Raw genomic sequence first — 14,115 nt, 5'->3', positions numbered from 1 at the left:
CTTGCCTAACGGCAAAGCTTACTACAGCAAGGCTCAAGCTGTACTGGAACCAGAAGCTTTGTAGATCCTTCTCTCACGGTCCGGCTTGCGCATCGCGGCCGGAGAACGGAGATGCTCATGGCCCGGAAGAAAGTGCGCGTCGGCGTGGTCGGCGTCGGCAATTGCGCTTCGTCGTTCGTGCAGGGCCTGACCCACTACGCCGAGGCCGCCGGCAACGAGCCGCCTCCGGGACTGATGAATGTGGAGTTGGGCGGCTATCACGTCGGCGACGTGGAGATCGCCTCGGCCTTCGACATCCATGCGGCCAAGGTCGGCTCGGACGTCTCGCGGGCCATCTTCGCCGATCCCAACAACACCCTCCGCTTCGCCACGCCCCCGGAGATCGGGGTGCCGGTGATGCGCGGCCCGACCCTCGACGGGATCGGCCAGTACATGGCGGGCGACATCCAGGAGTCGGAGGAGACGCCGGTCGATGTCGCCGAGGCGTTGCGGCGCAGCGGCACCGAGGTGCTGGTCTCGTGGCTGCCGGTGGGGTCGCAGCGGGCCACCGAGTTCTACGCCGAGGCGGCGCTGAAGGCCGGCTGCGCCTTCGTCAACTGCATCCCGGTGTTCATCGCCTCCGACCCGGACTGGGCGCGAAGATTCCGTCAGCGCGGCCTCCCGATCGTGGGCGACGACATCAAGAGCCAGGTCGGGGCGACCATCGTGCACCGGGTGCTGGCCAATCTGATGCGCGAGCGGGGCGTGCGCATCGACCGGATGTACCAGCTCAATTTCGGCGGCAACGCCGACTTCAAGAACATGCTGGAGCGCGAGCGGCTGTCGTCGAAGAAGGTGTCGAAGACCCGGGCCGTGACCAGTCAGCTGGACGTGCCCCTGCCGGCCGACGACGTGCACGTCGGGCCCAGCGACTTCGTGCCGTGGCTGAGCGACCGGAAGTGGGCGCACATCCGGCTGGAGGGCACCACCTTCGGCGACGCGCCGCTGAACATCGAACTGAAGCTGGAGGTGTGGGACAGCCCGAACAGCGCCGGGGTCGTCATCGACGCGGTGCGCTGCGCCAAGGTGGCGATGGACCGCGGCGTCGCGGGGCCCCTGATCGGGCCGTCGAGCTGGTTCATGAAGTCGCCGCCCGAGCAGTTCACCGACGAGGAGGCGCGGCTGCGGACCCTCGACTTCATCGACGGGCGCGACCAGCCCGCCCCCCGCCTGGTCTCGTGACGACGATCATCCACCTGGTGCGCCACGGAGTTCACGACCAGCTGCAGGGGCGGCTTTGCGGGCGGACGCCGGGCGTGCGGATGGGCGCCGCTGGACTGGCGCAGGCGGCCGCCGTCGGGCGGCGGCTGGCCGGCGCGGGCGTCCGGCTCGTCTGCACAAGCCCGCTCGAACGCACGCGGCAGACGGCCGAGGCGGTGGCGGCCGCGTCCGGCGCGCCCCTGGCGGAGGACGAGGCGCTGCTGGAGATCGACTTCGGCGCCTGGAGCGGCCTGCCCTTCGGCGAGCTGGACGGCGATCCGCACTGGCGTGAGTGGAACGCGCGCCGCGACGAGGTCCGGGCTCCCGGCGGCGAAACCATGGACGAGGTCGGCGCGCGGCTCGAGCGCTGGCTTCGCGGGCTCCCGGGCGACGCCGGCGTGGTGGTCGGCGTCAGCCATGGCGACGTCATCAAGGCCGCGGTCGGCCTGGCCACCGGCCTGTCGATGCGCGCCCACCACCGCTTCGAGATCAGCCCCGGCTCGATCACCACCCTCTCCGTCGGCGACGACGGCGACCTGAAACTCCAGACGATGAACGAGGTCCCTCATGGCTGAACTGACCCGGGAGCAGATCCGCGCCCGCGTGGCCGAGCTGGGCGACTGGTTCCACAACATGGACCTGAAGGGGGTGCGGACGGCGCCGAACCACTTCCTGTACGACTACCCGGCCAACAAGTTCGCCCGCTTCTCGCACGCCATCCCCGCCGACCTGACCGGGAAGACGGTGCTGGATATCGGCTGCAACGCCGGCTTCTATTCGCTGGAGATGAAGCGGCGCGGCGCCGAGCGGGTGCTGGGGGTCGACTTCGACGACCGCTACCTGGAGCAGGCGCGGTTCGCGGCCGAGGTCGAAGGGGCGGACATCGAGTTCCGCAAGCTGTCGGTCTACGACCTCGCGGCGCTGCGCGAGCGGTTCGACCTCGTGATCTTCATGGGCGTCCTGTACCACCTGCGTCACCCGCTGCTGGCGCTGGACCTGATCCACGAGCACGTCGCCGACGACCTGCTGCTGTTCCAGTCGATGCAGCGCGGCCCGGACGAGGTCCTGCCGGTGGCCGAGGACTATCCGTTCGAGGAAACGGCGCACTTCGACGCCCCCGGCTATCCGAAGCTGCACTTCATCGAGCATCGCTACGCGCACGACTGGACCAACTGGTGGGCGCCGAACGCCGCCTGCAGCGCCGCCATGCTGCGCAGCGCCGGGTTCGAGATCGTCGATCATCCGGAGAGCGAGGTCTTCCTGTGCCGGCGGGGCGCCACGCCGCCGCTGGGCGCGGCCTATCCGGCGCGGGGAGGGCCGACGAACGGACACGACAGCCAGGGAGGCAGGGCATGATCGAAGCGGTCAAGATCTGGAACGAACCGAACAACAAGTCCCACTGGGATCCGCTGCTGGACCCCGAATGGGACCGGTTCGCCGACATGGTCCGGCTGACCGGGGGGGCGATCCACGCCGCCAATCCGGAGCTGCCGCGGGTGCTGGGCGGCATGTCGCCGATCGATCCCTTCTTCCTGCAGCGGCTGGAGGCCAAGGGCGCGCTGGACCACGTCGACGCGGTCGCGGTGCACGGCTTCCCCCTGGACTGGAACCTGTGGGCCATCGACGCGTGGCCGGCCAAGGTGGCCGAGATCCGCGCGGTCACCGAGAAGCCGGTCTGGGTGACCGAGGTCGGGGTCTCCTCCTTCGGTTCGGAGGAGGTGCAGGCCTGGGGCGTGAAGAAGACGGCCGAACTGCTGGTCGGCCAGGCGCCGCGCATCCACTGGTACAGCCTCTACGACCTGCCCCGGGCGTGGGAGGCGACGACCCGGCACAAGGAGGCGGAGGGGTCGTCCTATTACCGGCATTTCCACATGGGCCTGCTGCGCGAGGACGGGTCGCCCAAGCCGGCGGCGGAAGCCTTCGCCCCCTGGGCCGGGCAGATGGGGCTGTGCCAATGGTTCCACTTCCACGATCACCGGCTCGACGAGGCGGTGCGGTGGTTCCGGCAGCTGGGCGTGCGCCACGTGCGCACCGGCCTCTCGTGGGCGGATCGCTATCGCGAGGGCGCGCTGGACTGGTTCGACCGGCAGATGGAGGCGCTGGCGGAATTCGAGACCACGGTGACCTTCTGCTTCACCCCGGAGCACCGGGGGATCGAGCCCCATCACACGAGTCCGCCGCAGGAGGCGCAGGAGTTCGCGGACTTCTGCGTCGAGATGGTCGAGCGCTACGCGCCGCGGCGCGCGGTCGCGCCGTCGCAGCAACCGGTTGAAGCGAGGGAAGTGGCATGAAGATCGGGGTGATCGGCGCCGGCTATGTGGGTCTGGTGACCGGAACCTGCCTGGCGGCGCTGGGGCACGAGGTGGTCTGCGTCGACACCTCCCAGGCCAGGATCGACCTGCTCAATTGCGGCGGATGCCCGATCTACGAGCCCGGACTGATCGAACTGATCGGCAGCCACCGGGGCGCCGGCCGGCTACGCTTCTCCACCGACCTCGCCGAGGCGGTGGTCGACCGGGCGGCGGTGTTCATCGCCGTCGGCACGCCCCCCGGCCCGGATGGCGCGGCGGACCTCAGCTACGTCCGCGCCGCCGCCGCCCAGATCGCGCCGCACCTGTCGGGCTTCACCGTGGTGGCGACCAAGTCGACGGTGCCGGTCGGGACCGGAGACGAGATCGAGGCCATCCTGGCCGCGGACGCGCCGGCGGCCGACGTGGCGGTGGTCTCGAACCCCGAATTCCTGCGCGAGGGCGCGGCGATCGGGGACTTCATGAAGCCCGACCGGATCGTGGTCGGGGCCGACGACCGGCGGGCGGCGGAGGTGATGCGCCGCGTCTATGCGCCGTTGACCGAGGCCGGAGCGCCGCTGCTGCTGACTGACCGGCGGACGTCGGAGCTGATCAAGTACGCCTCCAACGCCTTCCTCGCGGTCAAGATCAGCTACATCAACGAGATCGCCGACCTGTGCGAGGAGATCGGCGCCGACGCCGCGCGGGTGGCGGAGGGCATGGGGCTGGATGCGCGCATCGGGCCGCGCTTCCTGCAGCCGGGGCCCGGCTTCGGCGGCTCCTGCTTCCCGAAGGACACCGAGGCCCTGCTGAGCACCGGCGCGGCCGCGGGGCAGCCGCTGCGCGTTGTCAGCGCCGCGGCCGAGGCCAACCGGGAGCGCAAGCGCCTGCTGGCGGCGCGGGTGGCGGCGGTCGCGGGCGATCTGGAAGGCCGCACCGTCGGCGTGCTGGGCCTGACCTTCAAGGCCGGCACCGATGACATGCGCGAGGCGGCGGCGCTGGAGCTGATCCCCGGCCTGCAGCAGCGCGGCGCGCGGGTGCGGGCGTACGATCCGAAGGGGATGGAGGCGGCGCGGGACCTGCTGCCGGGCGTCGCCTTCTGCGACGATCCCTATGCGGCGGCGGAGGGCGCGGCCGCGGTGGTGGTGCTGACCGAGTGGGGCGTGTTCGGAACGCTCGATCTGGAGCGGCTGGCCCAAGGCATGGAGACGCCGCGCCTGATCGACCTGCGCAACCTGTTCGACCCGGCCGAGGCGGCCCGGGCGGGGCTGGACTACGTCTCGCTCGGCCGGCCGGCGGTGCAGGGCGCGGCGGCGACCGGACGGGTCCGCAGCCGTCCCGACGCCGAACGCCGCGCCAGCGCCTCGGCCTGAACCGGGCGCGGCGGCGGCGTCGGCGGGCGGCTCAGCGGCCGGGGAGGCCGGAGCCGCGACGGTCCTCGCCGACGGTTTCGCGGGTCATGGAGTCCGCGTCGACGTCCGGATTGGAGATCTTGTCGCCGCCGGGCTCGAAGGTCGAGGTGGCGGGGTCGTGTTCGCCCGGGGCGGCGGCGGCGCCGCGCAGCGACGGGGCCGTCCGTCCTGACAGATCGACGTCGGGTCGGGCGTCGGGGTCGCGGGCGGTGACGCCCTCCGCGCCGCCGCTGGTCGAAGGCGCGCCGGACGCGTTCGCCGCCCCCTCGCCCTCCACCTTGTTGCGATCGTGGTGTCCGGCCTTGCCGGTGTCGTTGATCATGCCCTGTTCGGCCATGTCCTGCTCCTTCAGATGATCGGCTTGCCGCCGGTGACCGCGACCGTCGCGCCGGAGACGTAGCTGGCCTCGTCGCCGGCCAGCATCACGTAGACCGGCGCCAGTTCGCGCGGCTGTCCCGGGCGCTGCATGGGGACCTGCTTGCCGAAGTTCTCGACCTTCTCCTTCGGCATGGTCGAGGGGATCAACGGCGTCCAGATCGGGCCCGGCGCGACGCAGTTCACGCGAATGCCGCGGTCGGCCAGCAGCTGCGCCAGGCCGCCGGTGAAGTTCTGGATCGCGCCCTTGGTGGTCGCATAGGCCAGCAGCTGGGGGCTGGGCGTGTCGGCGTTGACCGAGGTGGTGTTGATGATCGACGCCCCCTCCCCGAGGTGGGGCAGGGCGGCCTTCACCAGATAGAACATGGCGTGGATGTTGACCCGGAAGGTCCGGTCCCACTCCTCGTCGCTGATCTCCTCCGGCGCATCGAAGGTCATCTGGTGGGCGGCGTTGTTCACCAGGACGTCCAGCCGCCCGAAGGCGCCCACCGCCTCGTCGATGATGCGGCGGCAGTGGGCCGGATCGGCGATGTCGCCCGGGACCAGAACGCACTTTCGCCCCGCCGCCTCCACCAGCTGGCGAGTGGACTCGGCGTCGTCGTGCTCGTCGAGATAGGACACCAGCACGTCGGCTCCCTCACGGGCGAAGGCGATGGCGACGGCGCGGCCGATGCCGCTGTCCCCGCCGGTGATGATCGTCGCCTTCCCTTCGAGGCGGCCGGAGCCGCGGTAGCTGTCCTCGCCGTGGTCCGGGCGGGGCTCCATCTGCTCGGTCCGGCCAGGGACCGGCTGGGGCTGGTCGGGGAAGGGCGGGCGCGGGTCGTCGGTCACTCCGCCTCCTCCAGGTGATCGTTGAGCTTCTCGTTCATCTCGAACATGTCGAAGCGGTCCTTGCCGAACACCGCCTTCAGCCGCTCGTCGGCGCGGATCTCCTGGCCGTCCTGCAGGTCGTTCTTCTTGATGTAGTCCCACAGGCCGCTGACCACGTCGGCCCGGCCCATCGGGCCGTCGCCGACCACCTGCGAGAGTTCCGGGGACAGGTTCAGCGGACGGTGCAGGCCGTCGTTCTCCTCGCCGGCGCCGGGTCCTTGGTTCGGGCTCATCTTCGCGTCTCCCTGTTGCGCGGACGGCGCGGGAGGGCGCCGCCCGCCAGACCAACCACGCAGACGCGGCGACGTTCCCCCGCCGCCGGCGGGGCGCCGACGCTCAGGGGCGGCCCAGCTCCCGCGCCATGGCGGCGAGGACGCTGCGCTTGGCCGGCGGGAGCCGGCCGGCGATGCGGGCGATCTGGAGCACGGCCCCGGCGTCGGCGGCCTCTCCGGCCTCGCCGTCGAAGGTGTCGCCCAGCAGGGTGGTGAGCGGGACCCCGAGCGCTTCCGCCAGCCGCACGAGGCGACCGAAGGGCACCGCCATTTCGCCGGACTCATAGCGCTGGATCAGCTGCAGCCCGACGCCCGCCGATTCGGCCACGTCCGCGAGGCGCAGGCCGCGGGCGGCGCGGAACAGGGCCAGCCGTTGCCCGAGCAGGCGGTTGGAGTGGGCCTCGGCGGCGGCGTCGGTCTTGCGGGTCGCGGTCATCACCGCAGACCTAGCGCGGCCGTTCCACAGATTTGCGTCGGCCTGTCGTCGGTTCCTTGTCAGTTCGCCAACGGGTTTGCGACTGTCACAGGCCCGGCGGGCCGAGCAGCCAGACCAGCCAGCCGCCGAGGGCCAGGAAGATGCCGAACGGCACGCGATCCGCGGCCGCCATCGGACGACCGGCGGCGGCGCGGCCGAGCACGACCGCCAGTCCCGCGAGGGCCGCCCAGAGCAGGACGGCGGGCAGGCCCTGCCAGCCGGTCCAGGCCCCGAGGGCGGCGAGCAGCACCGGATCCCCGCCGCCGAGCCCTTCCCGACCGCGAACCGCCCGGTAGGCGCGCGCGAGCAGCCACAGCACCGCGAAGCCGGCGATCGCGCCGATCGCGGAATCGAGCAGGGTCAGCCGCTCCAGCGCCGCGGCCGCGGCGAACCCGGCGACGAGCAGGGGCAGGGTCAGCCGGTCCGGCAACCAGTAGTGCTCGCCGTCGACGAGGGCGATCAGCAGCAGATGCCAGCCCAGCAGGGCGGTCACCACCGCCGCCGACGCGGAGCTCTCCACCACGCCGGCGCCGACGCCGACGGCGGCGGCGACCGCGGCGGCGAGGAGGTAGCGCATCGGGAAGGCGTCCCTCTGCGCCGCCGCGCCCTGCGGCAGGCGACGGGCCGTCCAGGCGAGCCCGGGGCCGATCGCCAGACCGGCCAGGCCCAGCAGGGCCGCCGGCGGATATGCTGAGAGAAAGCCCATCGAACCTCCGTCGGCCCGGCTGTCAGCCGTGCCCGGCCGGTGCGCTACCGCAGGTTTGTGACGATCGCGCCGTACCGGGAGCGACTTTCACCGAACGGCGAAAACAACTTCACACAAGCGCGCGCCAACCGTCACCGTTCGGCGTCCTCGGTGTCACATGGTCCGTCTAGCCAAGGCCCGGGCAGGGGGCGATCTCAGTCGTCACGACGTGAATGTGCGTCGGGTCGCACCTGTCGAGCCATACCTCTGGACCAGACACGGTGAAAACGATGACCGGCCTCCGACTGACAACCCTTCTGGCGATCTCCGCCAGCGCCCTCGCCCTGGCCGCCTGCGGCGGCGGCGCCGAAGTGGCCTCGCCCGGCGAGGGCGACTTCGGCAACGGCGGCGGCGGCGGCGGCGGCGGCCCGACCACTCCGCCCCCGGGCACCCCGGCCGCGGATTGCCCGACCGGCTTCGCCAACGTCGGCCTCATCGCCAACAACACCCTGCGCGTCTGCCAGCTGCCGCAGCAGATCGACGGCAACCTGACGGTGCCGCTGCGCGCCGGCACCATCTACGCCATCAGCGGCCGCACCTCGGTCGGCACCGACCGCGGCGTCGATCCCGCCGCCCCGATCGCGGGCAGCACCCAGGGCATCCTGACCATCGAGGCCGGCGTCCGCATCTTCGCCTCGAGCGGCAACGACTACCTGCTGGTCAACCGCGGCTCGCAGATCTTCGCTGAAGGCACCGCCTCCAACCCGATCATCTTCACCAGCCGCCAGAACATCGAAGGCACCGCGACGGCGAACTCGCAGGGCCAGTGGGGCGGCATCGTCATCGCCGGCCGCGCGCCGCAGGCCAACTGCCAGCTGACCGCCCCGGTCACCTGCACCGGCCAGGTCGAGGGCACCAGCGCCTTCTACGGCGGCAACACCCCGGCCGATAACTCGGGCCGCCTGCGCTACGTCCAGATCAAGTACTCGGGCTTCGAGATCTCGACCGGCAACGAGCTGCAGGCCCTGACCCTGGCCGGCGTCGGCTCGGGCACGACCATCGAGTACGTCCAGTCGTACAACAGCTCGGACGACGGCATCGAAATCTTCGGCGGCAACGTCAACCTGCGCCACATCGTCATCAACGGCGCCGACGACGACGGTCTGGACACTGACACCGGCTGGCGCGGCGGCGCCCAGTTCGGGATCGTCACCCAGCGCGCCCCGAACTCGACCAGCCGCTCGGCCGGCTTCGAGTTCTCCTCGGCCCCGACCTCGATCCCGATCGCCTCGCGCTACAACTCGCAGCCGAAGATCGCCAACTGGACGCTGGTCGGCCGCAACGCCCCGTCCGACGCCCACACCGTCGCCCACTTCGACACCGGCACCGATCCGACGATCATCAACTCGGTGTTCACGAACGTCGCCGGTTCGGCCGCGGGCTGCCTCGCCATCGCCGACGCGGACACCCAGTCTGTGGCGCCGACCTTCACCTCGGTGTTCATGTCGTGCGCCATCCCGTACCGTCCCGGCAACGCGGCCGCCTCGCAGGCCGTCTTCACCGCCGGCACGGGCAACACCGCGAACGGGACCTCGACCCTGACCGCGCCGGCCTCGGGCACCTCGATCTCGAACCAGACGCTGACCTTCATCAACGGCGCCAACGAGGCGGCGGTGACGCCGACCAACGCGTCGGCGGTCTACAGCTGGTTCACGCCGACGACCTACATCGGCGCCGTCCAGAACGCCTCCGACACCTGGTGGCGCGGCTGGACCTGCGGCCTGACCGACGGTCAGCCCTGCTGATCACGGACATGTGGCGGCGGCCCTCCGGGGCCGCCGCCCGAGCCGTCGCGTCCCCCTCCGAACTCCCTTCAAGGCGTCGATCATGAAGACTCTCTCCCTGACCCTGAGCGGGGTCCTGCTGGCCACCAGCGCCCTGGTCGCGCCGGCCGCGGCCTTCGCCCAAACTCCGGCCGCCCAACAGGCGCCGGCCGCCCAGACCGCCGAGCCGCAGGAAGACGAGAGCTCGACCCTCGACGAGATCGTGGTGCTGGGCCGGAACATTCCGGAGCCGAACCGCGAAAGCTCCGAAGTCGCGGCCTTCCTCACCACCGAGGACCTGCAGCGGACGGGCGACAGCGACGCGGCCGGCGCCCTGGCGCGGGTCACCGGCCTGACCGTCGTCGACAGCCGCTTCGTCTATGTGCGCGGCCTCGGCGAGCGCTATTCGTCGGCCCTGCTCAACGGTTCGCCGCTGCCCAGCCCGGAGCCGCTGCAGCGGGTGGTGCCGCTGGACCTGTTCCCGTCCAGCATCCTGGCGGGCGTCACCGTCCAGAAGTCCTACTCGGCCAACTATCCGGGCGAGTTCGGCGGCGGGGTCCTTGACCTCGAGACCATCGACGCTCCCGCCGACAGCTTCTTCAGCTTCGGCGCCTCGGTCGGCGCCCACTCCGAGACCACCAACAAGGAGGGGCTGGTCTACTACGGCTCCGACTCCGACTGGACGAGCTTCGACGACGGCACCCGCGACGTGCCGGGTCCGCTGGCGCTGGCCTTCGCCTCGGGTCAGCAGATCGCCCCGGGCGCCTTCACCGCCAACGAGCTGCAGACCATCGGTCAGTCGCTGGTCAACGCGCCGCTGCGCCTGCTGCAGCGGCAGACCACCCCGGTCGACTTCGGCGTCGACCTCGCCGGCGGCCTGTCCTCGGACTCCAGCCTCGGCACGCTCGGCCTCGTCGTCGCCGCCGGCTACGACAACAGCTGGCGGCACCGCGACGGCGTGCGGGAGAAGGGCCAGTTCCAGGGGACCGACCTCGTGCCGGTGACGAGCTACGCCACCGAGTCGAACCAGAATGACGTGCAGCTGAACCTCCTGACCTCCCTGTCGCTGAGCCGGCCGGATCACGAGGTGAAGTGGACCAACCTGTTCGTCCGCAACACCACCAAGGAGGCCCGCACGGAAGCGGGGCCGGACTTCGACGCCGGCGGCGGCGTGATCCGCAACGACTACACCGAGTGGTTCGTGCGGCAGCTGTTCAGCACCCAGCTGGCGGGCGAGCACTGGTTCGCCGACGGTTCGCTGGGCCTCGACTGGCGGGTGGCCTGGGCGACGACCTCGCGCGACGCGCCGTACGAGACGCGCTTCCAGTACGGGGTCAACGCGGCCGGCGACTACATCCACAACGTCCAGGGCAACCTGATCTCGTTCTCCGAGCTGGACGACGACCTGCTGTCGGGCGGCGTGGACCTGAGCTATGTGCTGCCGCTGTCCGACGCCCGCGAGGCGGTGTTCAGCGTCGGCGTCGCCTCGATGGACAACAGCCGCGAGGCCGAGCGCCGCGACCTGCAGTTCGTGGCGGTCAACGGGCTGACGGACGAGCAACGGAAGTCCCGCGTCGACTTCCTGTTCTCGGACTTCAACATCAACCCGACCACGCTCGAAATCCGCGAGATCGCCGGCACCAACGGCGCCAGCGCCTATGACGCCGACCTGCAGGTCAACGCGGCCTACGCCATGGTCGACGCCGAGATCGTGCCGCTGGTCCGCACCACGGTCGGCGTCCGCTACGAGGACGGCGAGCAGTCGGTGACTCCGCGCGACCTGTTCGGAGGCGCGGCGCCCTACGCCCCGACGACCATCGAGGAGCAGTACTGGCTGCCGTCGGCGACGGTGACGTGGAACTTCGCCGAGGACATGCAGCTGCGTCTGGGCGCGTCGAAGACGATCGGCCGTCCGCAGTTCCGCGAGCTGGCGCCGCAGGCCTACACCGATCCCGAGTCGGACCGGACCTTCATCGGCAACCCCTACCTCGTCGACACCGAGATCCTGAACGTCGACGCGCGCTACGAATGGTACTTCGCCCAGCAGCAGTATCTGACGGCCGGCGTCTTCTTCAAGGATCTGGAGCGTCCGGTGGAGGCGGTGGTCGTCGACGTCGGCAACACCCGCCAGCAGTCCTACCTGAACGCGCCCAAGGCCCGCATCTTCGGGGCGGAGCTGGAGGCCAAGAAGTACTGGGAGTTCCCCGAGGCCGGCATGGCCTTCATCTCCGACAAGCGCTGGCTGGTGCAGGCCAACTACACCTGGTCCGACTCCGAGGTGATGGCCGGCGCCGACGACGTGGTCTACGACCTGTCGGGCGGCGGGGCCCCCTCGCCGGCGCAGTTCTTCGTCACCGACGGCAGCCGCCTGCAGGGTCAGTCGGAGCACGTCGCCAACCTGCAGCTGGGCTGGGAAGACGACGTGGCCCGGTCGCAGGCGACGATCATCGTCAACTACGTGAGCGAGCGGATCACCGCGCGCGGCGCCGGCCAGGGCGGGGTGCGCGAGCCGGACTACGTCCAGGAGCCGGGCGTCTTCCTCGACTTCGTCTACCGCCGCGACTTCGACGTCATGGGCCGCGAACTGGGCCTGGCGCTGGAGTTCCGCAACCTGCTCGGCACCGACTTCGACGAGCATCAGGAGCTGGGCAACAAGATCCGGATCAACAGCTACGATCTCGGTTCGAGCGTCTCGGCCAGCCTGACCGCGCGCTTCTGATCGCAGCCGGCGAGGGGGTGGCGAGCCCGCCCCCTCGCCGGCGACGTTTGCGCGACAATCGCTCCGTGTCCGGTGCAACCGTCACGGCAAGTTCTCTTCGGCGTCATCCGGCCGTGAAGCCCGGACACGGACGATCGTTCTAGAAGTCGGCCCGGGCCGTCGGGGCCCGCGGGGCGGCCCAGTGATCGGTGCGATACAGAACTGGAGCAGCGGGATCCGCCAGCAGCTGGCGGCGCGGCCGGACCGGCTCCGGCTGGCGGTCGAGGTCGCCCTCGTGCTGGCGCTGACCGTGCAGGCCGGGCGGCTGGTCTGGATCTTCCTCGAGCCGCCGCCGGCGGCGGCGACGGACGCGCCCCGGCCGTCGGCGAAGCCCGTCGACTACGCCGTCTTCCAACGCTTCGACGCCTTCTTCCGCACCGGCGCCCAAGGCAGCCTCGCCGAGGCGACGGCCGCGGGGGGCAGTCAGATGCGCCTGTACGGCGTGCGCGCCGACGGCGCCGGCGGCGGATCCGCGATCATCGGCCTGGCCGACGGCCGACAGGTTTCGGTGGCGACGGGGGAAGAGGTCGAGCCGGGGCTGGTGCTGCAATCGGTCGGCCCGGATTTCGTCACCCTCGCGCGCGGGGCCTCGGTCACGCGGCTGATCTTCAGCGACACCCCGGTGGGCGCGGCCCCGCCGCCGCCGCCGCCGGCGACCCCGCAGACGGTGACGCCCGAGCCGCCGGCGCCCGCGCCGGCCGCCGCCGCCGTCGATCCGGCGCGCGTCGCCGCCCAGGCCGGTCTGCGCCCGCGCATGAAGGGCTTGCGGGTGGACGGCTTCACCGTCACCGGCGCGCTTGACGGGCCGCTGGCCTCGGCCGGGCTGAGGACCGGCGACGTGGTCGTCGCCGTCGACGGCGAGCGACTGGACAATCCCGCCCGGATCGCCGGGCTGCGCGACCGGCTGGCCGGCGCGACCAACGTCGAGCTGCGCGTCGAGCGCGGCGGCGTCGAACAGACTCTGACACTGGGAACAGGCCGCTGATGCGACTTCGCCGCACACTCTCCCGTCTCGCCCTCGCGGCCGCCCTGGCGGCGCAGGGGCCGCTGTCGGCGGCGCCGGCCATGGCCCAGTCCGGGCGGCAGACCCTGAACGTGCAGGGCGCCGACATCCGCGCCTTCATCCAGGACGTCGCGCGCTCCACCGGCCGCACCTTCATCGTCGACCCCGCCGTGACCGGGACGGTGACGGTGACGAGCGAGCGGCCGCTGGGCCGGAACGAGCTGTTCGAGGTCTTCCTCTCGACGCTGCGCGCGAACGGCCTGGTGGTCACGCCGACGCCCTCGGGCGCCTACCGCATCAGCCCGGCGGCGACGGCGGCGCAGGGACCGGCCACGGTCGGGGCCGAGCGCTTCGCCACCGAGGTGTTCCAGCTCCGGCACATCGACGCGACCTCGGCGGCCGAGACCATCCGTCCGCTGGTCGGCGCCCAGGGTCAGGTGCTGCCCAACCCCGGCGCCAACAGCGTCGTCGTGGCCGACTTCGCCGACAACCTGGCCCGCATCCGCGCCCTGATCGGCCGCATCGACGTCGACCGGGCCAGCTTCGAGGTGGTGACGCTGGAGAACTCCTCGGCGCGCGAGATCGCGGCCGTGATGCAGGCCGTGCTGGCCCCGCCAGGCGGGCAGCCGGGCCAGGGCATGGTTTCGGTGACGCCGGTCGAGAGCTCCAACTCGGTGGTGCTGCGCGGCGACCCGGCGGCGGTGGCGCGGGTGCGGCCGCTGATCGAGGATCTCGACCGCCGCGCGGAGTCCGCCGACGACGTGAAGGTGGTGTTCCTCGAGCACGCCAACGCCGAGCAGCTGCTGCCGGTGCTGCAGCAGATCGTCGGCCAGCAGCCGACCCCGGCGACCGCCAACGCCAGCCCGGCCGCCGCCGACGGCGGCGGCCGGGCTGGCGTTGGCGGTCGCCGGGGTC

At 71.6% G+C, this 14,115-nt stretch carries 14 protein-coding genes; 9 read left to right on the top strand and 5 right to left on the bottom strand.

Annotation, left to right across the window (positions count from 1 at the left end; translation table 11 throughout):
• Positions 1-117 precede the first annotated feature (117 nt).
• From H2038_RS04315 to H2038_RS04295, 5 genes are read left to right on the top strand one after another with little or no spacing between them, the layout of a single operon-like run.
• A complete protein-coding gene (locus tag H2038_RS04315; protein ID WP_292109504.1) occupies positions 118-1,221 on the top strand; it encodes an inositol-3-phosphate synthase in 1,104 nt (367 codons plus the stop codon).
• Positions 1,218-1,814: a histidine phosphatase family protein gene (locus tag H2038_RS04310; protein ID WP_292109502.1), complete on the top strand. Its 597-nt coding sequence runs from the start codon at positions 1,218-1,220 to the stop codon at positions 1,812-1,814. Before H2038_RS04315 ends, H2038_RS04310 begins: the two co-directional genes overlap by 4 nt.
• The gene (locus H2038_RS04305; RefSeq protein ID WP_292109499.1) at positions 1,807-2,595 is read left to right on the top strand and encodes a TIGR04290 family methyltransferase; all 789 of its coding nucleotides are present in this window, start codon (positions 1,807-1,809) and stop codon (positions 2,593-2,595) included. The genes H2038_RS04310 and H2038_RS04305 overlap by 8 nt, the downstream gene beginning before the upstream one ends.
• Entirely contained in the window at positions 2,592-3,530 is a 939-nt protein-coding gene (locus H2038_RS04300; RefSeq protein WP_292109497.1) for a beta-xylosidase, read from the top strand. The genes H2038_RS04305 and H2038_RS04300 overlap by 4 nt, the downstream gene beginning before the upstream one ends.
• A complete protein-coding gene (locus tag H2038_RS04295; RefSeq protein WP_292109495.1) occupies positions 3,527-4,900 on the top strand; it encodes a UDP-glucose/GDP-mannose dehydrogenase family protein in 1,374 nt (457 codons plus the stop codon). Before H2038_RS04300 ends, H2038_RS04295 begins: the two co-directional genes overlap by 4 nt.
• A gap of 31 nt (positions 4,901-4,931) precedes the next feature.
• Here H2038_RS04295 and H2038_RS04290 read toward each other — a convergent pair whose 3' ends face one another.
• From H2038_RS04290 to H2038_RS04270, 5 genes are all read right to left on the bottom strand, one after another.
• A complete protein-coding gene (locus H2038_RS04290; protein ID WP_292109493.1) occupies positions 4,932-5,276 on the bottom strand; it encodes a hypothetical protein in 345 nt (114 codons plus the stop codon).
• Between the two features lie 11 nt (positions 5,277-5,287).
• Positions 5,288-6,145: an SDR family oxidoreductase gene (locus H2038_RS04285; RefSeq protein WP_292109491.1), complete on the bottom strand. Its 858-nt coding sequence runs from the start codon at positions 6,143-6,145 to the stop codon at positions 5,288-5,290.
• Positions 6,142-6,417 carry an SWIB/MDM2 domain-containing protein gene (locus tag H2038_RS04280; RefSeq protein ID WP_292109490.1) on the bottom strand — a complete coding sequence of 92 codons (276 nt, stop codon included), beginning with the start codon at positions 6,415-6,417 and terminating at the stop codon, positions 6,142-6,144. The genes H2038_RS04285 and H2038_RS04280 overlap by 4 nt, the downstream gene beginning before the upstream one ends.
• Positions 6,418-6,520: 103 nt before the next feature.
• Entirely contained in the window at positions 6,521-6,892 is a 372-nt protein-coding gene (locus H2038_RS04275; protein WP_292109488.1) for a helix-turn-helix transcriptional regulator, read from the bottom strand.
• Between the two features lie 85 nt (positions 6,893-6,977).
• Positions 6,978-7,637 carry an A24 family peptidase gene (locus H2038_RS04270; protein ID WP_292109486.1) on the bottom strand — a complete coding sequence of 220 codons (660 nt, stop codon included), beginning with the start codon at positions 7,635-7,637 and terminating at the stop codon, positions 6,978-6,980.
• Between the two features lie 269 nt (positions 7,638-7,906).
• Between H2038_RS04270 and H2038_RS04265 the strand changes: the two genes are divergently transcribed.
• The 4 genes from H2038_RS04265 to H2038_RS04250 form a co-directional block, all read left to right on the top strand.
• Entirely contained in the window at positions 7,907-9,421 is a 1,515-nt protein-coding gene (locus H2038_RS04265) for a hypothetical protein (RefSeq protein ID WP_292109484.1), read from the top strand.
• An 82-nt stretch (positions 9,422-9,503) separates the two neighbouring features.
• Positions 9,504-12,158 carry a TonB-dependent receptor gene (locus H2038_RS04260; protein WP_292109482.1) on the top strand — a complete coding sequence of 885 codons (2,655 nt, stop codon included), beginning with the start codon at positions 9,504-9,506 and terminating at the stop codon, positions 12,156-12,158.
• 181 nt (positions 12,159-12,339) lie between these two features.
• The gene (locus tag H2038_RS04255) at positions 12,340-13,182 is read left to right on the top strand and encodes a type II secretion system protein N (RefSeq protein WP_292109480.1); all 843 of its coding nucleotides are present in this window, start codon (positions 12,340-12,342) and stop codon (positions 13,180-13,182) included.
• On the top strand, positions 13,182-14,115 hold a 934-nt coding region (locus H2038_RS04250; RefSeq protein WP_292109478.1), incomplete at its 3' end, for a secretin N-terminal domain-containing protein. The genes H2038_RS04255 and H2038_RS04250, both read left to right, overlap by 1 nt.

The organism is Brevundimonas sp. (genome assembly GCF_013912005.1).
Classification (GTDB): Bacteria; Pseudomonadota; Alphaproteobacteria; order Caulobacterales; family Caulobacteraceae; genus Brevundimonas.
This window is presented reverse-complemented; position numbering and strand designations above follow the sequence as displayed.

What these genes read in the sequence shown, in the direction of transcription:
- H2038_RS04315 (WP_292109504.1), top strand. Translation starts at nt 118, where the DNA reads ATGGCCCGGAAGAAAGTGCGCGTCGGCGTGGTCGGCGTCGGCAATTGC.
- H2038_RS04305 (WP_292109499.1), top strand. Translation starts at nt 1,807, where the DNA reads ATGGCTGAACTGACCCGGGAGCAGATCCGCGCCCGCGTGGCCGAGCTG.
- H2038_RS04300 (WP_292109497.1), top strand. Translation starts at nt 2,592, where the DNA reads ATGATCGAAGCGGTCAAGATCTGGAACGAACCGAACAACAAGTCCCAC.
- H2038_RS04295 (WP_292109495.1), top strand. Translation starts at nt 3,527, where the DNA reads ATGAAGATCGGGGTGATCGGCGCCGGCTATGTGGGTCTGGTGACCGGA.
- H2038_RS04290 (WP_292109493.1), bottom strand. Translation starts at nt 5,276, where the DNA reads ATGGCCGAACAGGGCATGATCAACGACACCGGCAAGGCCGGACACCAC.
- H2038_RS04280 (WP_292109490.1), bottom strand. Translation starts at nt 6,417, where the DNA reads ATGAGCCCGAACCAAGGACCCGGCGCCGGCGAGGAGAACGACGGCCTG.
- H2038_RS04275 (WP_292109488.1), bottom strand. Translation starts at nt 6,892, where the DNA reads ATGACCGCGACCCGCAAGACCGACGCCGCCGCCGAGGCCCACTCCAAC.
- H2038_RS04270 (WP_292109486.1), bottom strand. Translation starts at nt 7,637, where the DNA reads ATGGGCTTTCTCTCAGCATATCCGCCGGCGGCCCTGCTGGGCCTGGCC.
- H2038_RS04265 (WP_292109484.1), top strand. Translation starts at nt 7,907, where the DNA reads ATGACCGGCCTCCGACTGACAACCCTTCTGGCGATCTCCGCCAGCGCC.
- H2038_RS04260 (WP_292109482.1), top strand. Translation starts at nt 9,504, where the DNA reads ATGAAGACTCTCTCCCTGACCCTGAGCGGGGTCCTGCTGGCCACCAGC.